Source organism: Streptomyces tibetensis, from assembly GCF_040647715.1.
In the GTDB taxonomy this organism is placed as follows: Bacteria; Actinomycetota; Actinomycetes; order Streptomycetales; family Streptomycetaceae; genus Streptomyces; species Streptomyces tibetensis_A.
This window is the reverse complement of record NZ_JBEZCR010000001.1, coordinates 348,204-374,990: the sequence shown is the minus strand read 5'-3', so window position 1 is coordinate 374,990 and position 26,787 is coordinate 348,204. Positions and strand designations below refer to the sequence as shown.

Below are 26,787 nucleotides of genomic sequence, written 5' to 3'. Positions count from 1 at the left end.
CCGGCAGGGGGGCGGGCCGCCACCGGGGGGCGACGCCGAGTGGGGGACCGGTTTCGCGGGGGACACGGGGGGTTCCCCCGGCGGCGCGGGCGTCGGTGCGCTCGGCGGGCTGATCCGGGGTCTGGTCGGTGGCGCCAAGGGTGGTGGGGGCAAGGGGGGAGCGAGGGGGGACATCGTCACCGACATCACCGCCTCCCTCGTCGTCTTCCTCGTCGCCCTGCCGCTGTGCATCGGTGTCGCCGTCGCCTCCGGCGTTCCCGCCGAACTGGGGATCATCTCCGGGGTGATCGGCGGCCTGGTCGTCGGCGCGGTCCGGGGCAGTACGCTCCAGGTCAGCGGCCCGGCCGCGGGGCTCGCCGCGCTGGTCGCGGAGACCGTCGCCGAGGTCGGCGTGGCCATGCTCGGCGTGATCGTGCTGTTCGCCGGCATCCTCCAGATCGTCCTGGGACTGGTGCGTCTCGGCCGGATGTTCCAGGCCATCTCCGTCGCCGTCGTCCAGGGCATGCTCGCCGGCATCGGCGTCCCGCTGATGTTCAGCCAGGCCTACCCGATGGCCGACGCCAAGGCCCCCGGCACCCCGATCGAGAACATGGCCGGGATCCCCGGGCTGCTGGCCGGCACCCTGACGGACCCGCAGGCGATGATCGCCACCCTGCTCGGCGTCGTCACGATCGTGCTCGGCTTCGTCTGGAAGAAGGTGCCCGGACCGGCCGGGAAGATCCCCGCAGCCCTGGTCGCCGTGGGCATCGGCATGCTCGTCGCCGCGCTGCCCGGCGTGGACGTGAAGACGCTCCAGGTGGGCAACCTGCTCAACTCGGTGGACGTACCGGGGGCCGGGCAGTTCGCGGGACTCGCCGACGGGACGATCATCACCGCCATCCTGACCTTCACGGTCATCGCGTCCGCGGAGAGCCTGTTCACGGCCGCCGCCGTGGACCGGATGCACAGTGGTCCGCGCACCCGCTACAACACCGAGCTGATCGCGCAGGGCGCCGGCAACACCGTCGCGGGCCTCCTCGGCGCGCTCCCCGTCACCGCGGTGGTGGCGCGCAGCTCGGCCAACGTCCAGGCGGGGGCCAAGACCCGGCTCTCCCGCACCCTGCACGGCCTGTGGCTGCTCGCGTTCGCGCTGCTGCTGCCGCAGGTGCTCGCGCTGATCCCGATCTCCGTGCTGGCCGGTGTCCTCGTGCACAGCGGCTGGAAGCTGTTCGGGCCCGCCGAGTTCCCGAAGATGTGGCGGCAGGACCGGGGCGAGTTCGCGGTGATGACGCTGACCATGCTGGTCATCGTGGCGACGGCGCTGCTGGAGGGTGTGCTGTTCGGCCTCGCCGCGGGGATCGTACTGGCCGCGCTGCGCATGTCGCAGACGGTGGTCCGCCAGCACGTCGAGCAGGACACGGCGAAGGTCGTCATGGCGGGCAACGCCACGTTCCTGCGGCTGCCGAAGGTGATCGACGCGCTGGAGGCGGCCGCCGCGTCCGGGAAGCCGCGGATCCGTCTGGACCTGACCGGCGTGACCCACCTGGACCACGCCTGCCGCAACCAGGTCGAGGAGTTCACCGCCCAGCAGCGGGGGCTGGGGCTGCGGGTGGAGCTGCTGATGCCGGGGGAGGCGAAGCCGGCCGGTTCCGGGACGCCCGACTTCGAGGCTCCGGCCACGGCGCCGCTGCCCAGGCGCCGAATCCCGACGGCGCGGGAGGGGGCGGCCGGGCCGTCGCCCTGGTCCACCGCGCAGGGGGAGGGGGCCGGGCCGTCGCCCTGGCCCACCGCGCAGGAAGAGGGGGCCGGGCCGTCGCCCTGGCCCACCGCGCAGGAGGAGGCGGCCGGGCCGTCGCCCTGGCCCACCGCCGACGCCGAGTGGTTCTACCTCGACACCCGGCCCCTGCCGGAGGAGCAGGCGCGCTCGCCCCTCGTGGGCTGACCGATCCGCTGCTGGGCATGCCGCGGTGGCGTGCACACCCGAGTGGGCGTGCACGCCACCGCTTTCGTGTGCGGGCCGGTTCAGCCGCAGCTGCCGGAGATCCACTTGTGGGAGCGGACCTTGTACGTGCCGGCCAGGTTGCCGCCGTGCTGCTGCCGGGTGCAGCCGACGCGGTCGGAGTAGTCGGCCCCCCGGTAGTACGCGACACCGCTGGAGCTGCTGGTGCCGGCGTTCCACACCGACTTCACGTTGGTCGTGGCGGCCCAGGAGCACCGAATGGCACCGCTCTGCCAGTCGGGGTCGGCCACGTCCCACGAGCACTTGCTCCCCGTGAAGTTGGCGCCGGTCCAGAAACAGACGTGGCCGGACGCGCAGTCCACCGCGGTGGGCGCGGCCGGGGCCGCCGACGCGGAGTTCGGCACGGCCAGGGCGGTGACGGCCGCGGCGCTGACGGCGAGAACCGCGAGCAGCGGGTTCCTACGGGTGTGCCGGAGTGCGGAAAGGCGCATGAGCCGGGTCTCCTCGGAGTCGGGGGGTGGTGTTGCGGACGGCCAGACGCTGGCAAGGCGTGACCGGGCGGGGCAAGGGCGGCGGGGCCGGTTGGGATGCCGGGACGGCGTCCCACCGCCTGCCTGGCGCGTTCCCGAACCGTTGGGACGGCCATGGGACGCCTTTGGTGGCACAGTGTCGGCACGAGACGTCCGACCAGCGTCCGTTGGGGATTCCGAGGGGGGAGAGGCGTTGTCCGCATGCCCTGAAACGGAGCGGTTCGCCGCGCTGTTGCGTTCGCTCAAGAGCCGGTCCGGGCTGAGTTACGAGGCCCTCGCCAGGAAGTCAGGACTGTCCGGTTCGTCGTTGCACCGGTACTGCCGGGGCACCTCGGTGCCGCAGGACTACGGAAGCGTCCACCGGCTGGCCACGGTGTGCGGCGCGACCCCGGACGAACTGCGCACCCTGCACCGTCTGTGGGCTTTGGCGGACGCGGCGCGGACCGCCGCCGATGCCCCGACCCTCGACCGGCCCGATGCCCCGGCCTCGGCCCCGGCCCTCGACGGCGCAGACACGCCCGCCCCGGCCGTCGACCAGCCCGATGCCCCAGCCTCGGCCCCGACCCTCGACGGCGCAGACCCCCCGGCCCCGTCCCCCGACCTGCCCGGAACCCTGCCCGAAGTTCCCGACCGGGTAGACGCCCCGTCCCCGTCCCCGTCCCCGGCTCCCGACCGGCCCGGGGCCCTGCCCAAGGCCCCCGCCCGGGCAGACGCCCCGCCCTCAACCCCCGACCGCACCGGTCAGCCGGACGCCGCTCCGGCCCCCGGGCCCGCCGGTCGACTCCGCCGGCGGCGGCTGCGCACCTCCGCCGTCATCGTCGTGATCGTCGCCGCCGTCAGCGTCTCCGCCTGGGCCCTGACGAACGGCCGGTCGCCCTCCGGCGGCGGACGCGGCACGGGCGAGGACCGGCCGTTGTTCTCGGCCGGCTGCCCGCCGGTCATCGCGATGGGCGAGCACGACGAGTGCGTGCGGGAGGTGCAGCGCCTGCTGCACGCCAAGGGCGCGGACATCGGTGTCGACGGGGACTTCGGGCCGCAGACCCTGCGCCGGGTCACGGCCTTCCAGGTGCTTGCCGGACTGCAGCCCAACGGAGTCGTCGGGGAACCCACCAAGAAGGCGCTCTACACCTCTGACGTGCGGATGAGCGTCTGGCCCGCGGAGAAGGTCCGCGAGCGGGTCCGCGAAGTGTTCCCCGAGACGCCCGACAAGGCGGTGGCCATCGCCGACTGCCAGTCCTTCCTCGACCCGCTGCACATCCTGCCCAACACCAACGGCACCCGGAACTGGGGCTTGTTCCAGATCTCCGATGCCCGCCTGCGGGACCTGGGCGGCACGCCACGCGAGGCCCTGGACCCGGAGTGGAACATCCAGGCGGCCCGGAAACTGTGGAGCCGGGACCACGACTTCGGCGACTGGCCGCACTGCGAACGCGCCGCCGACGCCCCCCGCTCCCCGGCCCCCCGGCATTCGTCCACGACGGCGCGGCCACCGGGCTGAACCGGCTCAGGCGGTGGAACCGCCGTCCACCACCAGGTCGGTGCCCACGACCGATGCCGCGTCGTCCGAGGCCAGGTACAGCACGGCGGCCGCGATCTCCTCGACCGTCGAGACACGGCCGACCGGTACCGCGGTCCGCATGCGCTCCGCGCGGTCCGCCTCCGTCTCGCCCGGCTTGAAGGACATGGTGGTGTCGCTGGCGCCGGGTGAGACGGCGTTGATGCGGACGCCGTCGGCGATGTGGTCCAGGGCGGCGCCGCGCGTGAGGACCGACACGGCCGCCTTCGTGGCGCCGTAGGCGGTCATGCCGGGGATGCGGCCGTGGACGCCGATGCGGGAGGCGACGTTGACGATGGCGCCGCCGCCCGGCTGGGTGCGCATCCGGCGCACCTCGGCCTGGAGGGCCAGCAGCACGCCGGTGACGTTGATGTCGAGCATCCGGCGCCAGGCGTCCTCCGGGACGTCCGCGGTGGGCTGCCCGCCGGCCTCCAGGACTCCCGCGTTGTTCACCGCGACATCGAGCGAGCCGAAGTGATCCACCGCGGCGTCGACCAGATCCCGCAGGTCGTCGGCCCGGGTGACGTCTGCGGTGACGGCCAGGGCCTTGCCGCCCGCTTCCTCGATCAGCGTCACGGTCTCCTCCAGCGGCTCCCGGCGCCGTCCCGCGACGACGACGTGCGCCCCCTCCGCCGCGAACGCGAGGGCGGTGGCACGTCCGATGCCGGATCCCGCGCCGGTGACGAGGGCGGTCCGGCCGGTGAAACGGTTCGTCATGAACTCTCCCGATGGATTTCTTGACTGATCGGTTCAGTATGTGGGCATGAAAAAGGGCACCCTCGCGGGGTGCCCGTCTCAGTCGAGCAAGGTCAGGGCCTGCTCCGCGGCGTCCCGCACCCGGCCTGGGTCCGCCGACGCCTTGCCGACCACCCGCAGCCCCTGCATCAGGACCAGCAGCATGCGGGCGAGAGCGTGCGGATCGCGGCCCTCGTCCAGTTCACCCTGGGCCTGCGCGCGGACCAGAGCCGACCGCAGCAGGGTCTCCAGCTGGTCCCAGCTGTGCTCCACGCGGCGGCACGCGGCACTGTCGTGAGGAGCCAGTTCGGCGGCCGTGTTGACGACGAAACAGCCGGTCAGGCGACGGTCGTCGGCCGTGGACTCGGCGGCGAAGCGACGCACCACCGCCCGTACGGCGGGCAATGCCGGCCCCGGCGTCGACAGCTCGCCCAGCAACTGCGGATCGCACGACTGCTGATAGCGGTCCAGTGCCTTCAGGTACAGCTCGTGCTTGCTGCCGAAGGTCGCGTAGATGCTGGCGCGTCCCACGCCCAGGTGCGTGACGAGGTCGGACATCGACGTCGCCTCGTAGCCGCGCCGCCAGAACAGCTCGAGGGCTGCCTGGAGCGCGGCGTCCGGATCGAACTCCTTGGTCCTGGCCACGTATCGCAGCCTAGGTCCATCGAGAATGATCGGTCAAGAAAGGCTCTACGAGGTCCGCACCTTGTACGCCGTCACCCGGACCGTCTCGTCGTCCAGGCACTCGCCGGACGACAGGTCGAAGCGCTGCTTCAGCAGGGGCGAGGCGACGAAGGGGCGGCCCTGGTGGGTGCCGGTGAGGCCCCGGGAGAGGACGGCCGCGCCGGTGAAGGGGTCGCGGTTGTCGATGGCGAACAGGTCACCGGAGCGGTCGCGGAAGACCGCGGCCTGCCGGCCGTCCGGCAGCAGTGCGGCCACCCCACGGCCCGGGAGCAGCGCGCTCAGGTCGCAGACCGCGAACCAGTCTTCGTCCAGGGCGATTTCGATCGTGAGGTCGGTGGTCTCCAGTGCCAGGGTCATCGCTGGGCGCTTCCTTCCAGTACGTCGGCGGCGGGTCGCATGCCGATGGACAGCAGCGGCAGGTCGGGCTTCATCTGGTCGCGCTCGGGCACGAAGGCGACGACGGGGTCCGGGGTGTCCGGGGCGTTCACGAAGGACACGAACCGGGCGAGCTTCTCGGGGTCGTTGATGGTCTCGGCCCACTCGTCGCGGTAGTGCGCGACATGCGCCCGCATCAGCTGCTCCAGCTCGTCGCAGATGCCGAGCGAGTCGTGGACGACGACGTCCCGCACGTGGTCGAGGCCGCCGGGGATCCGCTCCAGCCAGGTCGACGTGCGCTCCAGGCGGTCGGCGGTGCGGATGTAGAACATCAGGAACCGGTCGATCAGGCGGACCAGTTCGGCGTCCGACAGGTCCTGCGCGAGCAGGTCCGCGTGGCGGGGCGTGGCACCGCCGTTGCCGCCGACGTAGAGGTTCCAGCCGTTGGCGGTGGCGATCACGCCGAAGTCCTTCGACTGGGCCTCCGCGCACTCGCGCTGGCAGCCCGAGACCGCCGACTTGAGCTTGTGCGGCGACCGGAGCCCCCGGTAGCGCAGCTCCAGGTCGATCGCCATCTTCACGGAGTCCTGGACACCGTAGCGGCACCAGGTCTGGCCGACGCAGGACTTCACCGTGCGCAGCGACTTGCCGTAGGCGTGGCCGGACTCGAAGCCGGCGTCCACCAGCCGGGCCCAGATCAGCGGCAGTTGCTCGACGCGGGCGCCGAACATGTCGATCCGCTGACCACCGGTGATCTTCGTGTAGAGGCCGAAGTCGCGGGCGATCTCACCGATCACGATCAGCTTCTCCGGGGCGATCTCGCCGCCGGGGATGCGCGGCACGACCGAGTACGAGCCGTTCTTCTGCAGGTTGGCCAGGAAGTGGTCGTTGGTGTCCTGCAGGGCCGCCTGCTCGCCGTCCAGGACGTAGCCGCTCGCGCCGATCGTCGGAGCGAGGGAGGCGATGATCGAACCGACCGTCGGCTTGCACACCTCGCAGCCGTCACCGCCCCGGGCCTCCTCGCGGCCGTGGCGGTCCAGCAGGTCCTGGTAGCTGTTGATGCGCAGCGCGAGGACGATCTCGTAGAGCTCCTCGCGGGTCTGTGCGAAGCAGCCGCACAGGCCCTTGTCGACCTCGATGCCGCTCGCCTCCAGCTCGGCGTTGACGAGCTGGCCGAGGACCTTCACGCAGGAGCCGCAGCCGGTGCCGGCCTTGGTGCACTTCTTCACCTCGGGCACGGTCGTGCACTGGTGGTCGGTGACCGCGCCGCGGATCGTGCCCTTGGAGACGTTGTGGCAGGAGCAGACGATCGCGTCGTCCGGCAGCGCCGACGGGCCGAGCTGCACGGACTCCCCGGCACCGGCCGGCAGCACGAGCGACTCGGGCGAGACCGGCGGGACCGACCCGGTGAACGCCCTCAGCGTGCCGTACGCCTCCGCGTCACCGACCAGGATGCCGCCGAGGAGCGTGCCGTCGCGGCCGATGACCAGCTTCTTGTACAGGCCGGCGCGGGAGTCGGAGTAGACGACGTCCAGGCAGTCCTCGGCGGTGCCGTGCGCGTCACCGAAGGACGCCACGTCCACGCCGAGCAGCTTCAGCTTGGTGGACAGGTCGGCGCCGGTGAAGGACGCCTCGTCCGAGGCGATCGTGGCCGCCGCCGTCTCGGCCTGCTCGTACCCCGGGGCCACCAGGCCGTACACGCGGCCGTCGGAGGCCAGCGCGCACTCGCCGATCGCGAAGACGTGCGGGTCGGCGACCGTACGGCACTGCTCGTCGACCGCGATGCCGCCGCGCTCGCCGACGGTCAGTCCGCAGTCGCGGGCCAGCTGGTCGCGGGGGCGCACGCCGGCGGAGAACACCACCATGTCGGTGGCCAGTTCGGAGCCGTCGGAGAGCTTCATGCCGGTGACGGCGCCCTCGGCGTCGACCAGGATCTCCTGCGTGCCCACGCCCGTGTGGACGCTCAGGCCCATTTCCTCGATGGTGCGCAGCAGCGCGGCACCGCCGCCGTCGTCCACCTGGACGGGCATCAGCCGGGGCGCGAACTCCACGATGTGGGAGGTGAGTCCGAGACCCTTCAGCGCGCCGGCCGCTTCCAGCCCGAGCAGGCCACCGCCGACCACCGCGCCGACCGTCGCCCTGGACTTGGCGTACTCCTCGATCGCGAGCAGGTCCTCGATCGTGCGGTAGACGAAACAGCCCTCGGCGTCCTTGTTCGGGACCGGCGGGACGAAGGGGAAGGAGCCGGTGGCGAGGACGAGGGTGTCGTAGTCGAAGACCTGGCCCGAGCGGGCCGTGACCTTCTTCGCCTCACGGTCGACGGTCTCGGCCGGGTCGCCGACGTACAGCTCGATGCCGTGCGTGCTGATGAACTCCATGTCGGTCATGGAGAGGTCCTCGGGCGTCTTCCCCGAGAAGTACGAGGTGAGGGCGACGCGGTCGTAGGCCGGACGCGGCTCCTCGCAGAGTACGACCACGCGGTGCGTGGCGGTCAGGCCGCGCTCGGCGAGCGCTTCGAGGAAGCGCTGGCCGACCATGCCGTGGCCGACGAGCACGATCGTGGGGGTCGACCCCGGGGTGGCCGTCATCAAGAGCCTCCATCGTTGGTGAGCAGGTGGAGCAGGGGGCCGCCGTCGGAGGGGAGCGGCTCTGCTCCCTCCCAGGCGCGGGCGAGCGCGCCGACGGTGCCGAGTTCGCCGACGAGGACCCCGCCGACCAGGCGGTCGTCGCGGACGACGACCTTGCGGTAGGTGCCGCGGGTGGCGTCGGCGAGCTGGACGACGTCGTCGCCCGGGAGCGCCTCGGTCTCGCCGAACGCGGCGAGGTCGAAGGGGCTGTCGTGCCCCGTGAGGGTGAGCCGGGTCAGCGAGCGCGTGCCGGTGTACCGGGCGCTCGGGTCCCCGGCCAGCAACTCGGCCAGGGCGTCGGCCTGTTCGAGCGCGGGCGTGGCGAGTCCGTAGAGCACGTCGGCGTGCTGGGCGCAGTCGCCGACGGCGTGGATGTACGGGTCGGAGGTGCGCAGCTCGTCGTCGACGACGATGCCCTTGCGGACGTCGAGTCCGGCGTCCTGCGCGAGACCGACCCGGGGGCGGACACCGCAGGCGACGACCACCAGGTCCGCGTCGAGCGCGTATCCGTCGGCCATCTCCACCGAGCGGACCGCGCCGCCGACGCAGCGCACGTCCCGCACCCGGCATTCGGTGTGCACCTCGACGCCCAGGTCGGTCAGGTGCCGCTTGACGAGCTTCGAGGCGGCCGGGTCGAGCTGTCGCTCCATCAGCCGCTCGGACTGCTGGGCGAGGACGACCTGGGCGCCGCGCAGGGCGAGGGCCCGGGCCGCCGACACACCGAGGAGACCGCCGCCGACGACGACGGCCCGCGCGCCCGGCCGGACCGCCTTCGACAGCCCCAGGCAGTCGTCCATGGTCCGGAAGGCGTGGACGCCCTCGGGCAGTTCGTGGTTCTCGGTGAACAGGCCCCGCAGCGGCGGCAGTACGGGGTTGGAGCCGGTCGCGAGAACGAGCCGGTCGTATGCGATCACCGTCCCGTCCGCGCAGGCGACGGTACGCCGCGTGCGGTCGACGCCGACGACCCGGCCACGCACGATCCGGGCCGGCGCCGGCAGGGCGATCACCTCGGGGCTGTACCGTCCGGCCAGCACCTCGGCGAGCAGGACCCGGTTGTAGGGCCGGTGCTCCTCCTCGCCGATCAGCAGCGCGGGCGTGCCGAGCTCACCGAGCCGCCGGGCGAGCCGTACGCCCGCGAGGCCGGTGCCGATCACCACCACACGCTCATTCGAGGTCATGCACTCGAGCGTGCGGTGCCGGTGTTACCCGGCAGCATCACCTCTGTTTCCCGCGGGGAACGCTGCCCTCAGCATGCGGCGGCGGTGGGTGTGAGGGTTCCTGAACTGCGGCGACGGCCCACTGTGAGGGCCGTCGCACCGGCGTCGTCCTGGAGCCGCACCGCCCTCGCATAGGCTCGCGATCATGCCCGACATATCGCTGACCATGATCGTCCTGCTCTGCGTCGCTGCCCTCGCCGCCGGGTGGATCGACGCCGTGGTCGGCGGGGGCGGCCTCCTGCTGCTGCCCGTGCTGCTGCTCGGACTGCCCGCGAACACACCCGCCGCGCACGCGCTGGGCACCAACAAGGCCGTCGCCATCGTCGGCACCACGGGCGCGGCCGTGACCTACGCCCGCAAGGCCCCGGTGGACGTCCGCACCGCCGTCCGCATCGGGCTGGCCGCCCTCGCCGGATCCTCGGCCGGGGCCTTCTTCGCGGCCGGGATGAGCACCGACGTCCTCAAGCCGGTGATCATGGTGGTGCTGCTCGGGGTCGCCGCTTTCGTGATCGCGCGGCCCGCCTTCGGCACGGCCCCCGCGACCGGCCCGGCCACTCGCCGCCGGATCCTCGCCGCGATCGGCCTCGCGGGCCTCGGCATCGGCTTCTACGACGGTCTGATCGGCCCCGGCACCGGTACGTTCCTGGTCCTCGCGCTCACCGCGATCCTCCACCTCGACCTCGTCACGGCTTCCGCCACCGCGAAGATCGTCAACTGCTGCACCAACGCCGGCGCCCTCGCGACCTTCGCCTGGCAGGGCGCCGTCCTGTGGCAACTGGCCGCCCTGATGGCCCTCTTCAACCTGGCGGGCGGCACCCTCGGCGCCCACACCGCCCTGAAGCAGGGCAGCGGCTTCGTCCGCGTCGTGCTGCTGACGGTCGTCTTCGCCCTGGTGGGGAACCTGGCGTACGAGCAGTGGATCGCCTAACGGGCCCGCAGGTCCAGCAGCTCGACCACCCCCGTCCCGTCCTCGTCCCCGTGCCCCTGTGCGAGCCGGCGCTCCATGAGCCGCGTGTACGGCGTCAGCAGCTCCGGGCTGACCCGCTGTTCCCCGGCCGTGCGCAGCAGGGTGGCGTTGCCCGCGACCTGCATCGCGAGGTTGGAGACGACACCCCCGGTGTAGTCGCCGCTCTGGAGCCGCTCGGCGCTGTCGTGCGCGGCCGGGGCCATCGCGGTGAGCCAGTCCACCAGCAGGGGTGCGAAGTCCTTCGGCGCGATGTCCTCCGGGCGGATCAACGCGAACGCGTGGGCGATGCCCGCGAACATGCCGCTCATCGCGCTCAGCAGCGCCACGTCGTGCAGCGCGGCGAAGCCCGGGTCGGCCCCGACGTAACGCGTGTCGGCCGGGACGGCGAGCGTGTCGCGGTGCTCCTCGAACAGCTCGGCGGAACCGCTGTAGAAGACGTAGCCGCCGGAGCCCGGGGCGCCGATCATCGGGGGGACAGCCATGATCCCGGCGCCCAGGAAGCGAGCGCCGCGCGCCTCGGCCCAGGCGGCCCGCGCACGGCCCTCGGCCGGGGTGCCGGTGGTGAGGTTCACCAGGTCCCGCCCGGTGAGTGAGGCCCCGTCGAGGGCCGCGCCCACGGAGGTGTCGTCCAGCAGGCAGGCGATGACGAGCCGGTTCGCGGCCACGGCCTCGGCGGCGCTCGCGGCGACCGTGGCGCCCTCGGCGGCGAGTGCTTCGGCCCGGGCGGCGGTGCGGTTCCAGACGGTCACCGCGTGCCCGGCGGCCAGCCAGGCACGGGCGAGGGCGGTGCCCATGGCCCCGGTGCCGAGAAGAGTCAGAGGAGTACGGGAGGCAACTGCGGTGTCGGTCATGGCGTTTAGGCTCGTCGCAGGGGAAGCACCTGCTCAAGTACGCACTTCGGAGTGGGTGGTTACCCCGGGGGAAGGGTGCAGGCAGCGCAAGGGGAGGGTGGGCATGGGGACGACCGGGCGGCGGCCGGGGGCGTACGTGTGCGGGATCGACGCGGCGATGGACCTGATCGGCGGCAAGTGGAAGGTGCTGATCCTCTGGGCGTTGAACGAGCGGGCGTGCCGCTTCGGGGAGCTGCGCCGCGAACTGCCGGGCGTCACCGAGAAGGTGCTCGCCTCGCACCTGCGGGAGATGGAGGCCGACGGGCTGGTGCACCGCGAGGCGTACGACGAGGTGCCGCCGAGGGTGGAGTACTCGCTGACGGCCCGGGGCGGCTCCCTGAACCGGGCGCTGGCCCCGCTGGGTGCCTGGGGCAGGGCCAACGTCCTGGAAGCGTCACCGGCTGCCGGTCAGATGGGCGAAGACGACGACGTTGCCCCGGTATCCGGTGCCGCGTGACCAGCCGCCGCCGCAGGTGATGACCCGCAGCTCGGGGCGGCGGGCGGCGCCGTAGACCTTCTCGTCGGGGAAGTCCTTCGCGGCGTACACCTCGACGGCGTCCACGGTGAACACCGCGACGCCGCCGTCGCGCCGGTCCACCTCGATCGTGCTGCCCCGGGCCAGGGCGCCGAGGTCGTAGAAGACGGCGGGCCCGGCGGCGTTGTCGACGTGCCCGGCGACGATCGCCGTGCCCCGCTCACCGGGGGTGGTGCCGGACTCGTACCAGCCGGCGAGGTTCTCGTCCGCCGCGGGTGGCACGTCGAGGCTGCCGGTCCTCGTCAGGCCGAGCCCCGTCAGCGGCGCGTCGACCCGGATCGCGGGAATGCGGATGCGGTCGGGCGGCGAGGGCGGCAGCGCGGGCACGGCCGGTCCCTCACCGGCCCGGCCGCCCAGCCCGGCCCGGGCCTGCGCGGCGGACGGCTGCGGCGGGGCGTGCGTCTCGGCGCCGTTGCGCAGCAGCCACACCCCGGAGCACAGGGCGAACACCGTCACGGCCGCCATGGCCGCGTTCGCGGGACTGCGGACGCCGCTGCCGAAGCCGGGGAGCCTGCGCATACTCATCCCTTTCCGAGCTCGGGCCCCGTACCCCCTCCGGGCCACGAGGGGCGTCGGACCCGGAGGGGGAGGGACATGCGGTACCGGCGACGGACAGCGGAGGGTGTCCGTCAGATCCCGTCGCCTCTCGCCCGGCGATGCAGGAGCCAGGTACCGCCCGCGGCGGCGACGGCGAGAGCCGCCACACCGGCCGCGGTCTGCACGGGATCGCGGCCCAGGGCGCCGCCGACCCCCGTCTTCACACTCCCCCGGGGATGCACCTGCCCGCGCACCGGCGTCAGCGTGACCACCACGTCCCCGGCGATCCGCCGGCCGCTGCCGCCGCAGGTCGCGGTGATCTCGTACGTGCCCGGCTGCGCACTCGGGGGCACCCTGAACCGCCCGGTCGCGTCCTGCCCGTGCGCGTCCGGCACCAGGCTGAGGGAACCCGCCCCGACCGCGCCGGCGTCACCCGTCGCCGAGCCGCCGTCGCCGCAGGCCGCCGCGCGCACCGTGACCTGATCCCCGGGCACGACCGACGCCGGGGACACCTCCAGGCCTCCGGTGGACGCGCCGCGGGCGGGGGCGGAGGCGAGGGCCACGACGGCGACGGCGAACGCGGTGGCGGTCAGCGGCCGGGCGGTACGTCGCATCGATGCTCCCTCGAGCGGTTCGGTCGTGCGCCTGCCCTTCGAGGTAACGGGCAGCGGGAGGACCGCGCTTGCTGAGGGGGCGTCAGAATTGAGGTGAATGGGTGTCAGGGAGCCGTGAACCGGCAGCCTGTCACGGCCGTTTCGGCAGGTCACGGGCGTGCGGCGGACGGGCTGCGGAAAAGCCCGGGGCGCGCGTGTGAACGGGTGACCCGGGTGCACGCGCCGGCACTCGACCTCATGAACCGTTGCCGTGCGGTGCTGGGGCACATGAATCCCACCGCCACTGCCTCCGCCACCTCCATCGCCACCGCCGGGTCACCGTCACCGCCTCAGCCGCTGCTCCGGACGACCGCTCCGCCTGACCCTCGGTATCGGCAGCGACCGGCACGGCCGCTTCACCCCCGTCGTCGCCGAGCCCGCTTCAGTACCCCTCTCGCACCTCGCCCCTCAACACCTCGCCTCTCACGCCCCGCGCCCGCCAGTCCCCGCCCGCGATCGTCCGTCCCCGGGTCCGCAGCCGTGCGGCGACCGGGGGCGCGGCCACGTACACCCAGGCCCGGACGGCCGCCCCGTCGGCCTCCCGTACGACCTTCCGCTCGACGCGCTCGTACAGGCTGCGCGGGTCGCCCGGCACGTACTCCTCCAGCCGGTCCAGCTCCGCGAGCAGGCCCGTGTACGCCTCGGGCAGCGCGGTGACCAGTTCCCCGCTCACCGCCCCGCCGCCCGGTTCCTCGACCGCGTACGGGTAGCCCGGCCCCTCGTAGAGCACCGCGTCCGCGAGCCTGCCCGGCTCCTCGGAGCGGGTGCGGCCGCGCAGGAAGAGGCCGTGGTTGACCTCCCCCGGACGGAGGGTGCCGTAGACGAAGAAGGGCAGGGTCACAGGAACGATTCTGCACCCTCACACACCTCCACAACGGGGCTATGGACATGCCAGGTCCGTGACGCCTTAACTCGCGGTCAACATCAACGCCGCCCCCGGTCGACCCCACGCGACCGGGTGCGCCCGTATGAGGAGACCGATGAGTCGGATACGTCATGTCCGCGGTTCCCGTCTCGCCCTCGCCGGTGTGGCCGTCACCGGCACCACCGCCCTGCTGGCCGCCGTTGCCTCGCCGGCCGCCGGCGCGGCGGACCGGCCGACCAGGTCGGCCGCGATCGAGGACGCGGAGGCGGTGCTCGCGGACCGGGCCGGAGTCCTGGGCCTCACCCCGGCCCAGGAGACGAAGGTCCGGGACGTCGTCGTCGACGAGGACGGCACCCGGCACGTGCGCTACGACCGCACCTACCACCGACTCCCGGTGCTCGGCGGCGACTTCGTGCTCCACCTGAACCCGGACGGCACCTACCGCGGCACGAGCCGCGCGACGAGGTCCGCGCTCTCCCTGGCGAGCGTCACCCCGAAGGTGACCGCCCCCAGGGCCGCCGACCTCGCGGCGAACCTGCTGCGCGCCGCCCACCTCGGCGAGACCCTGAAGAAGCTCACCGCCAAGCCCCGTCTCGTCGTCGACGCCCTGCACGGCGCCCCGAAGCTGGCCTGGCAGACCGACGCGGTGGCGCACGACGAACTCGGCAACCCGGTCGGGCGCACGGTCCTGACCGACGCGACGACCGGCGCCCGGATCGACGCCTGGGACTCCATGGAGTCGGCGTCGGGCGAGGGCGAGTCCCTCTACGGCGGCACGGTGCCGCTGGAGACGACCGCGTCCGGCTCGTCGTACCAGCTGAAGGACGCGACGCGCGGCGGCACCTACACCGGCGACGCCGAGAACAAGACGGACAAGTGCCTGCTGACCGTCTGCCTGACCCGCGCCCCCGCGACGCTCTTCACGGACGCCGACAACCAGTGGGGCACGGGCGCGGCCGCGGACCGGTCCACGGTCGCGGTCGACGCCCAGTACGGCACGGACGCCACCTGGGACTACTACAAGAAGGTCCACGGCCGTAACGGCATCGCCGGCGACGGCAAGGGATCCTTCAACCGCGTCCACTACGGCACGGACTACAACAACGCCTTCTGGGACGACAACTGCTTCTGCATGACGTACGGCGACGGCGACGGCAAGCTGATGGGCCCGCTGGTGTCACTGGACGTCGCCGGGCACGAGATGTCCCACGGCGTGACGTCGAAGACGGCGGCGCTGACCTACTCCGGCGAGTCCGGCGGCCTGAACGAGGCGACGTCGGACATCTTCGGCACGCTGGTGGAGTTCCACGCGGCCAACGCCGAGGACCGGGGCGACTGGCTCATCGGCGAGAAGGTCGTCCGCTCCGCCCTCGGCCGGGAAGCCCTGCGCTTCATGGACAAGCCGTCGAAGGACGGCAAGTCGGCGGACTGCTGGAACGCCGAGCTCGGCGACCTCGACGTGCACTACTCCTCGGGCGTCGGCAACCACTTCGCCTACCTGCTCGCGGAGGGCAGCGGCGGCAAGACTCTCAACGGCGTCTCCTACGACTCCCCGACCTGCGACGGCTCCACGGTGAACGGCATCGGCCGGGCCGCCCTGGGCAAGATCTGGTACCGCGCCCTGACGGTCTACATGACGTCCTCGACGGACTACGCGGACGCCCGCACGGCGACCCTGAGCGCGGCGAAGGACCTCTACGGCGCCGACAGCACCGAGCACAAGGCGGTGGCGGCGGCCTGGAAGGCCGTGGCGGTGAACTGACGCCCACCGCGGCACGGCCTGGAGCCGCGCCGCGCACACCTGCCGTCGCCGTGAGCTGACCGCTACCGCTCGACGGCCTCCAGCCGCACCGCGCACGCCTTGAACTCCGGCATCCGGGAGGTCGGGTCGAGCGCGGGGTTGGTGAGGGTGTTGGCGCGGCCCTCGCCCGGCCAGTGGAAGGGCATGAAGACGGTGTCGGGCCGGATGGCGTGCGTGATCCTCGCGGGCGCCACCGCCCGGCCCCGCCGCGACACGACGGCCACCGGGTCCCCCTCCGCCGCTCCGAGCCGGGCCGCCAGCCTCGGGTGCAGCTCCACGAACGGCCCGGGTGCGGCGGCGTTCAGCTCCGCCACGCGCCGGGTCTGCGCCCCGGACTGGTACTGCGCCACGACCCGCCCGGTGGTCAGCAGCACGGGGTATTCCTCGTCGGGCTCCTCGGCGTTCGCCCGGTGTGAGACGGGGACGAACCGGGCCCGGCCGTCCGGCGTGGCGAAACGGTCGAGGAAGAGGCGGGGCGTGCCCGGGTGCACGGCAGGCTCCTCCCCGTCGGCGAGGGTGCCCGCGGCCGGGCCCTTCCCGTCGGGCAGGGTGCTCGCGGCCGGACCCTCCCCGTCGGGCACGGCGCCCCCGGCCTGAGTCTCCCCGCCGGGCACGGCGCCCCCGCCCCCGCCGGTCGGCTCCACCGCCGCGGGGCAGGGCCAGAACACCCCGTTCTCCTCGGCCAGCCTCCGGTACGTGATCCCCGAGTAGTCCGCCGCCCCGCCCGCCGACGCCCGGCGCAGTTCCTCGAAGACCTCCTCCGGGTCGGTCGGGAAGCCCTTCTCCACGCCCAGGCGGGCGGCGAGTTCGTGCAGCACCTCCAGGTCGCTGCGGATGCCGTCGGGCGGGGTGATCGCCCGCCGCCGCAGCAGCACCCTGCCCTCCAGGTTCGTCGTCGTGCCCGTCTCCTCGGCCCACTGCGTGACCGGCAGGACCACGTCCGCGAGTTCCGCCGTCTCCGACAGCACCACGTCGCAGACCGCCAGGAAGTCCAGCGACCGGATGCGCTCCTCGATGTGCGCGGCACGCGGCGCCGACACCAGCGGGTTGGACGCCATCAGCAGCAGCGACCGGATGTCGGTGCCCAGCGCGTCCAGCAGCTCGTAGGCGCTGCGCCCCGGCCCGGGCAGGCTGTCCGGGTCCACGCCCCACACCTCGGCGACGTGCGCCCGCGCGGCCGGGTCGTCGAGCTTGCGGTAGCCCGGCAACTGGTCGGCCTTCTGCCCGTGTTCGCGCCCGCCCTGGCCGTTGCCCTGGCCGGTCAGGCAGCCGTACCCGGAGCGCGGGCGGCCCGCCCGGCCGGTCGCCAGGCACAGGTTGATCCACGCGCCCACCGTGTCGGTGCCCTTGGACTGCTGCTCGGGCCCCCGGGCGGTGAGCACCATCGCCGACTCCGGCTCGCAGAACAGCCGGACGACCTCGCGGAGTTGAGGAACGGACACCCCCGTGATCCGCTCCACGTACTCCGGCCAGTGCGCCATCGCGGCGGCCCGGGCGTCCTCCCAGCCGGTGGTGCGTTCCCTGACGTACTCCTCGTCCACCCGGCCTTCCGCGATCACCAGGTGCAGCAGGCCCAGGGCGAGGGCCAGGTCCGTGCCCGGCCGGGGCGCCAGGTGCAGGTCCGCCTGCTCGGCGGTCTTCGTGCGGCGCGGGTCGATGACGATCAGCGTGCCGCCGTTCTCCTTCAGCTCGGTGAAGAACCGCAGCGACGGCGGCATGGTCTCCGCGAGGTTCGACCCGACGAGGATCACGCAGCCGGACTTCGGGATGTCCTCCAGCGGGAAGGGCAGCCCGCGGTCGAGCCCGAACGCCTTGATGCCGGCGGCCGCCGCCGACGACATGCAGAAACGCCCGTTGTAGTCGATCTGCGAGGTGCCGAGCACGACCCGCGCGAACTTGCCGAGGGTGTACGCCTTCTCGTTCGTCAGCCCGCCCCCGCCGAACACCCCGACCGCGTCCGGCCCGTACTCCGCGCGCGTGCGGTGCAGCCCCGCCGCGATCCGCTCCAGCGCCTCGTCCCAGGAGGCGGGCACCAGCGCGCCGCCCTCGTCGCGCACCAACGGGGAGGTCAGACGCACGTTGCGTGCGAGCACCGCCGCCGAGGTACGCCCCTTGCCGCACAGGGCGCCCCGGTTCACCGGGAAGTCCGCGCGCTCGCTCACCTCGACGGTCCCGTCCGGCGTGGGCGTGAGGTTCATCCCGCACTGCAGGGCGCAGTACGGGCAGTGCGTGGGCGTCGCGGTGGTCTGCATGCCGTCCAGCGTGCGTCGGCCGTGTTACGCCGGGGACGGCTCCCTGTTACGCGGCCGGGACGGCAACCTCCCCGCCGCCGCCCCGCCCGCGTGAGGCAGGAGCCCGCTGCCCGATGAGCCTTCTGCCCGATGAGCCCGCTGCCCGATGAGAAACCCTCTGCCCGGTGAGGAGCCCCTGCCCGGTGGACACAGGCCCGCCCTCCTTCAGGTCGTCGCCGACCGGCACGGACGTTGCCTCTGGGACCAGAAACGCCACATGTGGCTCATTACGTTCCTTTCTTGGCCGATCCAACCTCGTTGAGTGTTGAAGCAGCCGCACTACGCTCTCGCTACGCGCAGCGCTCGCACGACTCCGCACGGCGTTCGACACCCGGGCATGCCCGCCGCTCACGGCAGCATCCACCCGCGGCCGGGCCGCGGGTGGCAATCCGACCTCGAAACAGCCAGGAGGCCACCCGATCATGCCTCTGCGCCACTTGACCCCCCATGACCAGCAGCTCTTCAGGCAGTACGGCCGAGGCCCCGCCGTCCCCGTCCCCGATCCGCTCCTGCACCACGCCGTCGCCCGCCACGCCACGGCCACCCCGCACGCCGTCGCCGCCGAACACCAGGGCGCCCGCATCACCTACGGCGAACTCGACCGCTGCGCCGACGCCCTCGCCGCCCGCCTGGTCCGCGAGGGCGTCCGCCCCGGCGACCACGTCGGCCTGTTCGTCCGCCGCTCGATCCCGATGCTGGTCGGCCTGCTCGGCATCCTGAAGGCCGGCGCCGCGTACGTCCCGCAGGACATCGGCCTCGCACCCCCGGCCCAGCTCACCCACGTCATCCGCACCGCCCGGACCAGGGTCGTCCTCACGGTCGCCGAGCACGCCCACCGCGTGCCCCTGCCCGCCGGCCATCTGCTGCTCCCGCTCGACGAGCCGCTGCCGTACGCCCCGGCCCCGCGCGTCCCCGTCACCGGCGACGACGGCGCCTACGTCCTGTTCACCTCCGGCACCACCGGCCGCCCCAACGGCGTGAAGGTCACCCACCGCAACGTCGCCAACCTCCTGCTCACCGCCCCGGGCGACCTCGGCGTCCGGCCCGGCGACCGGGTCGCCCAGCTCCTCAACATCGCCTTCGACATGGCCGCATGGGAGATCCTCGGCTGCCTCACGCACGGCGGGACCCTCGTCATCCGCGGCAAGGACATCGCCGCGGCGGCCCGCACGGCGGACGTGCTCGTCGCGACCCCGACCGTGCTGTCCGGCCTCGCCCCGGCCGCCTGCCCGCGGGTGCGCACGGTCGCCGTCGCGGGGGAGCCCTGCCCGCGCCCGCTGGCCGACCGCTGGGCCCGGCAGGCCGCCTTCTTCAACGGCTGCGGCCCCACCGAGACGACGATCGTCAACACGATGAGCCGACATGACCCGGACGCCCCGCTGCTCACCATCGGCCGCCCCACCCCCAACAACACCGTCTACGTCCTCGACGCGGACCGCCGTCCCGTGCCGGTCGGCGAGGTGGGTGAGATGTGGGCCGGCGGCGACTGCGTGTCCGCCGGCTACCTCGGCGACGACGCCCTCAACGCCGAGCGGTACGCCCCCGACCCCTTCCTCGGCGGCGGCCGGCGCATGTTCCGCACCCGCGACCTCGGCCGCTGGACCTCCAACGGCGAGCTGGAGCACCTCGGCCGCACCGACGACCAGGTCAAGGTGCGCGGCTTCCGCGTCGAACTGGACTCCGTCTCCTCGGTCCTGGAGTCCGCGGCCGGCTGCACCCGCGCCGTCACCCTGAGACGCGACGCCCGCACCCTGGTCTCCTTCGTCTGCCCCGCGGACGTCGACCCGGAAGCGGCGCGCCGCGCTGTCGCGGACGCCCTGCCCTACTACTGCGTCCCCGAGCGGATCCTGCCACTGGCCCTCCTCCCCGAGACCGACCGCGGCAAGGTCGACAAACAGGCGCTGCTGCTCATGATCGAGGAACGCGTGGCGGTGGCGCGATGACCACCTCCCCGCCCCGGCCGCAGGAGGCCACCGGTGGACTCCCGCCGCTCCTGCCCGGCCCCCGCCGCCTGCTCAAGCACCCCCGCCTGATGCACTACAACCGGCTCGCGGCCCTGGTGCTCCTGGCCAACACGGCGTTCGCCTGGACCGGTTGGCCCCTGACCGCTCCCACCCTCGGGCACGCGGCCCTCGCCAACCTGGCCCTCGCCGTCGTCGTACGCCAGCAGTACGTCATCAACCTCTTCTTCCGGTTGGCGACTTCGGCCCCGACCACCTGGCCGCTGCGGGTCCGCTGGACGCTCGGCAAGGTGTACCACTTCGGCGGACTGCACGTCGGCGGGGCACTGGCGGGCACCGGCTGGTTCCTGGCCGCGACGATCACGGCACCCGACGGCCCCGCCAGGACCGTCGGCTGGACCCTGATCGTCCTCCTCGCGCTGATCACCGCCACCGCCCTGCCCCCGTTCCGCTCCCGCCGGCACGACCACTTCGAGAAGATCCACCGCTTCGGCGGCTGGACGGCCCTGGCCCTGTTCTGGACGCACACCCTGCTGTCCTCACCCGGCCCGTGGCAGGTCGGCGTGCTCGTGGTGACCACCTTCAGCGTCGCCCTGCCCTGGCTGCGGCTGCGCAAGGTGGACGTCCGCCTCGAACGCCCTTCCTCGCACGTCGTGCTGGCCCGCTTCGACCACGGCGAGACCCCGTTCGCGGGTTCCTCCACCGCGATCAGCCGCAGCCCGCTGACCGAGTGGCACTCCTTCGCCAACGTGCCCGCCCCCGGCGAGTCCGGCTTCCGGCTCACGATCTCCCGGGCCGGCGACTGGACCGGCTCCTTCATCGACGACCTGCCCCGGCAGGTGTGGGTCAAGGGCATCACCACCGCCGGCGTCGCCAACATCGAGGTCCTGTTCACCAAGGTCGTCTACATCGCCACCGGCAGCGGCATCGGCCCGTGCCTGCCCCACCTGCTCGCCGCCCAGGTGCCCTCCCGGCTGGTCTGGGCGACCCGCGACCCCCGTACGACCTACGGCGACGCCCTGGTCGACGAGATCCTCGCCGTCCAGCCGGACGCCCGGATCTGGGACACGTCCCGGCACGGCAAGCCCGACATGGTGCGCCTCGCCCACGAGGCCTACCGGGACTTCGGGGCCGAGGCGGTCATCTGCATCTCCAACAAGAAGCTGACCTGGCAGGTGGTCCACGGCCTGGAACGGCGGGGGATTCCGGCGTACGGCGCGATCTGGGACTCGTAGAACTCGTAGAAGGGGATGCCGATGAACAACCTGAAGCTGGAGCGGAACGGCCGGGTGGTGACCGTACGCCTGCACCGCCCGCACGTACGCAACGCGCTCAGCTCGGCGCTGCTGGCCGAACTTCTCGACGTGCTGCGCCCGTTGGACGCGGACCCCGAGGTCGGCTGCTTCGTCGTCACCGGCTCGGACACGGTCTTCGCGGCCGGCGCCGACATCAAGGAGATGGCGGGGAAGTCGGCCGCCGACATGATGGCCGAGGACTACTTCGCCGGCTGGGAGGAGTTCGCCGATCTCCGCACCCCGAAGATCGCGGCGGTCAACGGCCATGCCCTCGGGGGCGGATGTGAACTGGCGATGATGTGCGACCTGGTCGTCGCGGGGGAGTCGGCCGTCTTCGGGCAGCCCGAGATCAGACTCGGAGTGATCCCCGGCATCGGCGGCACCCAGCGACTGACCCGGCTCGTCGGCCGGGCCACGGCCCTGGACCTGGTCCTCACCGGTCGCACCATGGACGCACAGGAGGCTGGACGCTGCGGTCTCGTCTCCCGTGTGGTCCCGGACGACCGGGTCCTGCCCGAGGCCCTCGAAGCGGCGAGGGCGATCGCCGCGTACGGCACGGCGGCCGTCCGGGCGGCCCGCGAATGCGTCGACCGCGCCCTCGAATCCGGTCTGCGCGACGGGATCCGCTTCGAGCGCCGCGTCTTCCACGCCCTGTTCGCCACCGACGACCAGAAGGAGGGCATGACGGCGTTCCTGGAGAAGCGCCCGCCGCGCTTCCACGGAGACGGACACGGCCACGAACACGGGCACGAACACAGGCTCGAACGCAGGCCCGAACACGGGCCCGAGCACTGACACCGGCACCCACCGACCGGCCGGGGGCGGACCGCCCCCGGCCGAGTCACCGGCGAGGATCCCCGGCCGCCGCCAACGCCCGCTGCACACCCGGCTCCCGCGGACCGAGGAACCGCGGATCCGGACGGAACACCGCGTCCAGCGCGGCCTTCCCGGCGGCGAGGACCTCCCGGGCGCCCCCGTAGTACCAGGTCGCGTCGTGCACGGCGTCCACACCGACCCCGTAGGAGGAGACCCCCGCCGCCTCGCACAGCGCGACCGCCCGCCGGATGTGGAAGCCCTGACTGATCAGCACGGCCTGATCCACCCCGAAGATCTTCTTGGCGCGCACGCAGGAGTCCCAGGTGTCGAACCCCGCGTAGTCGCTGACGATCCGCCCGTCGGGCACCCCGTGCCGCGTCAGATACGCGCGCATCGCGTCCGGCTCGTCGTAGTCCTCCCGGCTGTTGTCGCCGGTGACGAGCACCACCTCCACCCGCCCCTCCCGGTACAGCTTCGCCGCGGCGTCGAGCCGGTGCGCGAGGTACGGCGACGGCTCGCCCTCCCACAGCCCGGCACCGAACACCACCGCCACCTCGGTACGCGGCACATCCGCCGCCGTCCGCAGCCGGTCACCCGCCACGGCGTACATCCACGTCGCCGGAAGCAGGGCCAGCACGCACCCGGCCATCACGGCCTGCACCAGCCGTCGCTGCCCCCGCCGGGTACGCGGCAGCCGTGGTCCTCGGAACGTCACACGACGCATCGGACGGTCCCTCCCCAGGTCGGCCCCTCGACAGTCAGGGACGTCGCCGGCGACCGCCCGGTTCATCCGCAGTCACGTGAGCAGCTTCACTCGATTCGTGGAAACGGCAGGTCAATGCACCTCACACAGCCGTGTCCCACATCGTGAACCGCTGGAAAACACCCGTGACGCCCGTGCAACGGGAAGGCAACGCGCCGCCGCCACCATCGGAGCATGCCCAGTCAGCTCAGCCTCGTCCCGCCGCCCGCCACGCGCCGCCCGGCCCCGCCCGCCCTCGTGGTCGTGGCCCACGGCAGCCGCGACCCCCGCGCGCTGAGCACCGTGCGGGCGCTCCTCGACCGGGTCCGGGCCCTGCGCCCCGACGTGCCCGTGCACCTGGGCCACATCGAGCTCAACGCCCCCCTGCTCCCCGACACCCTCGCGGCGCTCGGGGACTCGGAGGCGGTGCTCGTCCCCCTCCTCCTCAGCCGTGGCTACCACGTCAAGCAAGACATCCCCGAGATGGCGGCGGCCTCCCGGGCCCGCACCCACCTGGCCGCCCCCCTGGGCCCCCACCCGCTCCTGGTCGACGCCCTCCAGGCCCGCCTCACGGAAGCCGGCTGGGGCGGGACACCCCACCGCACCAGCGCGGTCGTCCTCGCCGCGGCAGGCTCCCGCGACCCGGACGCGAAGACGGACACGGCCCGCACCGCCCACCTCCTGGCGACCCGCCTCGGCGTCCCGGTCATCCCGGCGTACGCCTCGGCGGCGACCCCGACGGTCGAAACGGCCGTCCGCACCCTCCTGGCCAGGGGCCGCCGCCACATCGCCCTCGCGTCCTACTTCACGGCCCCGGGCCGCTTCGCCACGGAGTGCGCCCAGGCGGCTCCGTGGACAGCAGCGGCCCCCCTCGGCACCCACCCGTCGATGGCCCAGCTCGTCCTCCACCGCTACGAGGAAGCAGTGGCACGGCAGACCCTTCCGGAACTGGCCTCGGCCTGAAACCGGGCTCGGGCCTACGCCCCTCAGGGGCGCGGGGAACTGCGCGACCAGCCACCACCCACCCGCACACGCACGAAATCAGAACCCGGCACCCTCAGAGGCGCTTACTGTCGTCACATGGACGGCACCGCACAAGACCCCACGGCCTACGACCCGACGTCAGTCGACCGCTGGGCCCCCGAACCCGACAAACGCCCCGGCCGCACCGCCTTCCAGCGCGACCGGGCCCGGGTCCTCCACTCCGCCGCCCTGCGACGCCTCGCCGGCAAGACCCAAGTGGTGACGCCCGGCACCCTCGGCCCCGCCTGGGACGCCAGCCCCCGCACCCGCCTCACCCACTCCCTCGAATGCGCCCAGGTCGGCCGCGAACTGGGCGCGGCCCTCGGCTGCGACCCCGACCTCGTGGAAGCCGCCTGCCTCTCCCACGACCTCGGCCACCCGCCCTTCGGCCACAACGGTGAACAGGCCCTCAACGAGTTCGCGGCGGACTGCGGCGGCTTCGAGGGCAACGCCCAGTCCCTCAGGCTCCTGACCCGTATCGAGCCCAAGCGGTTCACCCCGGAGCGCTCCGTCGGCCTCAACCTCACCCGCGCCGCCCTCGACGCCGCCACCAAGTACCCCTGGCCCCGCGGCGCCCACCCCACCGACCCGGCCTCGCACAAGTTCGGCGTCTACGACGACGACCGCCCGGTCTTCGACTGGCTCCGCAAGGACGCCCCCGGCACCCGCACCTGCTTCGAGGCGCAGGTCATGGACTGGTCCGACGACGTGGCCTACTCCGTGCACGACGTGGAGGACGGCCTGCACGCCGGTCACATCGACCCCAACTGCCTGCACGCCGACCCCGAACGCCGGGACGTCTTCCAGGTCGCCCGCGGCCGGTACGTGCCCGCCGACACCGACCCCGCCGAGCTCGCCGAGGCCCTGGACCGGCTTCTCGCCCAGGAGTGGTGGCCGCACGGCTACGACGGCACCGCCGTCGCCCAGGCCCGCCTGAAGGACGCCACCAGCCAGCTCATCGGCCGCTTCTGCCTGGCGGCGGAGACCGCGACCCGCACCGCTTACGGCGCCGGACGGCTCACCCGGTACGCCGCCGAGCTGGTCGTCCCGCGCGAGACCCGCATGGAGTGCGCCGTCCTCAAGGCCGTCGCCGACCTCTACGTCATGCAGCGCGCCGAGCAGGAGCGGCTGCGCGCCGACCAGCGGATCGTCGTCGCCGAACTGGCCGAGGCGCTCACCGCCCGCGCCCCGGACGGCCTGGACCCGCAGTTCCGCGCCCTGTTCGACCGGGCGGGGGACGACAGAGCGCGCAAGCGGGTGATCGTCGACCAGATCGCCTCCCTCACCGACACCTCCGCCCGTTCGCTTCACGCCCGTCTGACGGGGCAGGGATGAGACTGGCGCGACGGGTGGGACGCGAGCACCCCCGAATGTGACCCTCCGTGGCCTGATCGGGTCACTCCCTCTTCCCGCATCACGCTCCGTGCGGGACGCTCGCAAGTGGCGACACCCTGACGAGGAGGCACCAAGTGGTCGACGCGGATCAGACATTCGTCATCGTCGGAGGCGGACTGGCCGGCGCGAAGGCGGCCGAGACGCTCCGCGCGGAGGGCTTCACCGGCCGAGTGATACTGATCTGCGACGAACGCGACCACCCCTACGAGCGCCCGCCCCTGTCCAAGGGCTACCTCCTCGGCAAGGAGGAACGCGACAGCGTCTTCGTGCACGAACCCGCCTGGTACGCGGCCCACGACATCGAGCTGCACCTCGGCCAGACCGTCGACGCCATCGACCGTGCGGCCAAGACGGTCCGCTTCGGCGAGGACGGCACCGTCGCCCGCTACGACAAGCTGCTCCTGGCCACCGGCGCAGAGCCCCGCCGCCTGGACATCCCCGGAACGGACCTGGCCGGCGTGCACCACCTGCGCCGCCTCGCCCACGCCGGGCGCCTCAAACACGTCCTGACCAACCTCGGCCGGGACAACGGCCACCTCGTCATCGCCGGGGCCGGCTGGATCGGCCTGGAGGTCGCGGCGGCGGCCCGCGAGTACGGTGCGGAGGTCACGATCGTCGAGCACGGGCCGACCCCGCTGCACGGCGTGCTGGGCCCGGAACTCGGCGGGCTCTTCGCCGAGCTGCACCGCGAGCACGGGGTGCGCTTCCACTTCGGCAGGCGGCTGACGGAGATCGTCGGCCAGGACGGCATGGTCCTCGCGGCCCGCACCGACGACGGCGAGGAGCACCCGGCGCACGACGTGCTGGCGGCGATCGGCGCGGCCCCGCGGGTCGCCCTCGCGGAGGCGGCCGGGCTGGAGATCGCCGACCGGGCACAAGGCGGGGGCATCGTGGTCGACGAGCGGCTGCGCACCTCCGACCCCGACATCTACGCGGCCGGCGACGCGGCCTCCTTCCACCACGCCCTGTTCGCCACGAGCCTGCGGGTGGAGCACTGGGCCAACGCCCTGAACGGCGGCCCGGCGGCCGCGCGCTCCATGCTGGGCCGGGACGTGACGTACGACCGGGTGCCCTACTTCTTCTCCGACCAGTACGACCTGGGGATGGAGTACTCAGGCTGGGCACCCGCGGGCACCTACGACCAGGTGGTGATCCGCGGGGACGCCGGGAAGCGCGAGTTCATCGCGTTCTGGGTCAAGGACGGCCGGGTGCTGGCCGGGATGAACGTGAACGTGTGGGACGTCACGGACAAGATCCAGCGCCTGATCCGCTCCAAGGCGAGGGTGAACACGGAGTCCCTGGCGGACCCGCACGTCCCGCTGGAAAGCCTCGCACCGTAGCCGTCACACCGCCC

General features: G+C 73.1%; 23 protein-coding genes. 11 read left to right on the top strand and 12 right to left on the bottom strand.

The genetic code is table 11. The annotated features are described in order from the left end of the window. The first annotated feature begins 121 nt into the window (after positions 1-121). Positions 122-1,921 carry a SulP family inorganic anion transporter gene (locus AB0B29_RS01695; RefSeq protein ID WP_436845780.1) on the top strand — a complete coding sequence of 600 codons (1,800 nt, stop codon included), beginning with the start codon at positions 122-124 and terminating at the stop codon, positions 1,919-1,921. Between the two features lie 80 nt (positions 1,922-2,001). Here the strand turns inward: AB0B29_RS01695 and AB0B29_RS01690 are convergent, their stop codons facing one another. Further along, on the bottom strand, positions 2,002-2,430 hold the full coding sequence (locus AB0B29_RS01690; protein WP_362232543.1) for a peptidase inhibitor family I36 protein: 429 nt from the start codon (positions 2,428-2,430) through the stop codon (positions 2,002-2,004). Between the two features lie 232 nt (positions 2,431-2,662). Here AB0B29_RS01690 and AB0B29_RS01685 point away from each other — a divergent pair, with 232 nt between their 5' ends. Then, the gene (locus tag AB0B29_RS01685; protein WP_362232540.1) at positions 2,663-3,967 is read left to right on the top strand and encodes a helix-turn-helix domain-containing protein; all 1,305 of its coding nucleotides are present in this window, start codon (positions 2,663-2,665) and stop codon (positions 3,965-3,967) included. 6 nt (positions 3,968-3,973) lie between these two features. On the opposite strand, the gene AB0B29_RS01680 is transcribed toward AB0B29_RS01685, so the two are convergent. The 5 genes from AB0B29_RS01680 to AB0B29_RS01660 all read right to left on the bottom strand — a co-directional run bounded on the left by AB0B29_RS01680 (position 3,974) and on the right by AB0B29_RS01660 (position 9,623). Next, positions 3,974-4,741, bottom strand: coding sequence for an SDR family NAD(P)-dependent oxidoreductase (locus tag AB0B29_RS01680; RefSeq protein WP_362232537.1), 768 nt, complete (start codon positions 4,739-4,741; stop codon positions 3,974-3,976). A 78-nt stretch (positions 4,742-4,819) separates the two neighbouring features. Beyond that, on the bottom strand, positions 4,820-5,404 hold the full coding sequence (locus AB0B29_RS01675) for a TetR/AcrR family transcriptional regulator (protein WP_362232534.1): 585 nt from the start codon (positions 5,402-5,404) through the stop codon (positions 4,820-4,822). Positions 5,405-5,449: 45 nt separating this feature from the next. Continuing rightward, the gene (gene nirD, locus AB0B29_RS01670) at positions 5,450-5,800 is read right to left on the bottom strand and encodes a nitrite reductase small subunit NirD (protein ID WP_362232531.1); all 351 of its coding nucleotides are present in this window, start codon (positions 5,798-5,800) and stop codon (positions 5,450-5,452) included. Beyond that, positions 5,797-8,406, bottom strand: coding sequence for a nitrite reductase large subunit NirB (gene nirB, locus AB0B29_RS01665; RefSeq protein ID WP_362232528.1), 2,610 nt, complete (start codon positions 8,404-8,406; stop codon positions 5,797-5,799). Before nirB ends, nirD begins: the two co-directional genes overlap by 4 nt. Beyond that, entirely contained in the window at positions 8,406-9,623 is a 1,218-nt protein-coding gene (locus AB0B29_RS01660) for an NAD(P)/FAD-dependent oxidoreductase (RefSeq protein ID WP_362232525.1), read from the bottom strand. Before AB0B29_RS01660 ends, nirB begins: the two co-directional genes overlap by 1 nt. Before the next feature lie 184 nt (positions 9,624-9,807). On the opposite strand from AB0B29_RS01660, the gene AB0B29_RS01655 reads away from it, so the two are divergent. Then, positions 9,808-10,590, top strand: a complete 783-nt coding sequence (locus AB0B29_RS01655) for a sulfite exporter TauE/SafE family protein (protein ID WP_362232523.1) — start codon at positions 9,808-9,810, stop codon at positions 10,588-10,590. Here the strand turns inward: AB0B29_RS01655 and AB0B29_RS01650 are convergent. Then, complete coding sequence (locus tag AB0B29_RS01650) at positions 10,587-11,480, bottom strand: NAD(P)-binding domain-containing protein (protein WP_362232520.1); 894 nt, start codon at positions 11,478-11,480, stop codon at positions 10,587-10,589. The genes AB0B29_RS01655 and AB0B29_RS01650 overlap by 4 nt on opposite strands. 103 nt (positions 11,481-11,583) lie before the next feature. Here AB0B29_RS01650 and AB0B29_RS01645 point away from each other — a divergent pair, with 103 nt between their 5' ends. Continuing rightward, positions 11,584-11,976 carry a winged helix-turn-helix transcriptional regulator gene (locus tag AB0B29_RS01645; RefSeq protein ID WP_362232517.1) on the top strand — a complete coding sequence of 131 codons (393 nt, stop codon included), beginning with the start codon at positions 11,584-11,586 and terminating at the stop codon, positions 11,974-11,976. Here the strand turns inward: AB0B29_RS01645 and AB0B29_RS01640 are convergent. The 3 genes from AB0B29_RS01640 to AB0B29_RS01630 form a co-directional block, all read right to left on the bottom strand. Next, positions 11,914-12,573, bottom strand: coding sequence for a class F sortase (locus AB0B29_RS01640; protein ID WP_362232514.1), 660 nt, complete (start codon positions 12,571-12,573; stop codon positions 11,914-11,916). The two genes, AB0B29_RS01645 and AB0B29_RS01640, sit on opposite strands and share 63 nt — an antisense overlap. Before the next feature lie 110 nt (positions 12,574-12,683). Further along, positions 12,684-13,205: a hypothetical protein gene (locus tag AB0B29_RS01635; RefSeq protein WP_362232511.1), complete on the bottom strand. Its 522-nt coding sequence runs from the start codon at positions 13,203-13,205 to the stop codon at positions 12,684-12,686. A 421-nt stretch (positions 13,206-13,626) separates the two neighbouring features. Next, on the bottom strand, positions 13,627-14,085 hold the full coding sequence (locus AB0B29_RS01630) for a gamma-glutamylcyclotransferase family protein (protein ID WP_362232508.1): 459 nt from the start codon (positions 14,083-14,085) through the stop codon (positions 13,627-13,629). A 139-nt stretch (positions 14,086-14,224) separates the two neighbouring features. On the opposite strand from AB0B29_RS01630, the gene AB0B29_RS01625 reads away from it, so the two are divergent. Continuing rightward, positions 14,225-15,871, top strand: coding sequence for a M4 family metallopeptidase (locus AB0B29_RS01625; protein WP_362232505.1), 1,647 nt, complete (start codon positions 14,225-14,227; stop codon positions 15,869-15,871). 62 nt (positions 15,872-15,933) lie between these two features. Here the strand turns inward: AB0B29_RS01625 and AB0B29_RS01620 are convergent, their stop codons facing one another. Beyond that, positions 15,934-18,162 (bottom strand): molybdopterin oxidoreductase family protein, encoded by a 2,229-nt coding sequence (locus tag AB0B29_RS01620; protein WP_362232502.1) that lies wholly within the window; start codon positions 18,160-18,162, stop codon positions 15,934-15,936. Positions 18,163-18,623: 461 nt separating this feature from the next. On the opposite strand from AB0B29_RS01620, the gene AB0B29_RS01615 reads away from it, so the two are divergent. The 3 genes from AB0B29_RS01615 to AB0B29_RS01605 are packed head-to-tail and all read left to right on the top strand — an operon-like array spanning position 18,624 to position 22,252. Further along, positions 18,624-20,144, top strand: a complete 1,521-nt coding sequence (locus AB0B29_RS01615; protein WP_362232499.1) for an amino acid adenylation domain-containing protein — start codon at positions 18,624-18,626, stop codon at positions 20,142-20,144. Beyond that, complete coding sequence (locus tag AB0B29_RS01610) at positions 20,141-21,397, top strand: hypothetical protein (RefSeq protein WP_362232496.1); 1,257 nt, start codon at positions 20,141-20,143, stop codon at positions 21,395-21,397. The genes AB0B29_RS01615 and AB0B29_RS01610 overlap by 4 nt, the downstream gene beginning before the upstream one ends. A 21-nt stretch (positions 21,398-21,418) precedes the next feature. Next, positions 21,419-22,252, top strand: coding sequence for an enoyl-CoA hydratase-related protein (locus AB0B29_RS01605; protein ID WP_362232493.1), 834 nt, complete (start codon positions 21,419-21,421; stop codon positions 22,250-22,252). Between the two features lie 46 nt (positions 22,253-22,298). Here AB0B29_RS01605 and AB0B29_RS01600 read toward each other — a convergent pair whose 3' ends face one another. Next, on the bottom strand, positions 22,299-22,997 hold the full coding sequence (locus AB0B29_RS01600) for a SanA/YdcF family protein (RefSeq protein WP_362232490.1): 699 nt from the start codon (positions 22,995-22,997) through the stop codon (positions 22,299-22,301). A 213-nt stretch (positions 22,998-23,210) separates the two neighbouring features. On the opposite strand from AB0B29_RS01600, the gene AB0B29_RS01595 reads away from it, so the two are divergent. The 3 genes from AB0B29_RS01595 (at position 23,211) to AB0B29_RS01585 (ending at position 26,773) form a co-directional block, all read left to right on the top strand. Further along, a complete protein-coding gene (locus AB0B29_RS01595; RefSeq protein ID WP_362232487.1) occupies positions 23,211-23,978 on the top strand; it encodes a sirohydrochlorin chelatase in 768 nt (255 codons plus the stop codon). A gap of 117 nt (positions 23,979-24,095) precedes the next feature. Beyond that, positions 24,096-25,373, top strand: a complete 1,278-nt coding sequence (locus AB0B29_RS01590; RefSeq protein WP_362232485.1) for a deoxyguanosinetriphosphate triphosphohydrolase — start codon at positions 24,096-24,098, stop codon at positions 25,371-25,373. A 134-nt stretch (positions 25,374-25,507) separates the two neighbouring features. Further along, entirely contained in the window at positions 25,508-26,773 is a 1,266-nt protein-coding gene (locus AB0B29_RS01585; protein WP_362232482.1) for an NAD(P)/FAD-dependent oxidoreductase, read from the top strand. Positions 26,774-26,787 lie beyond the last annotated feature (14 nt).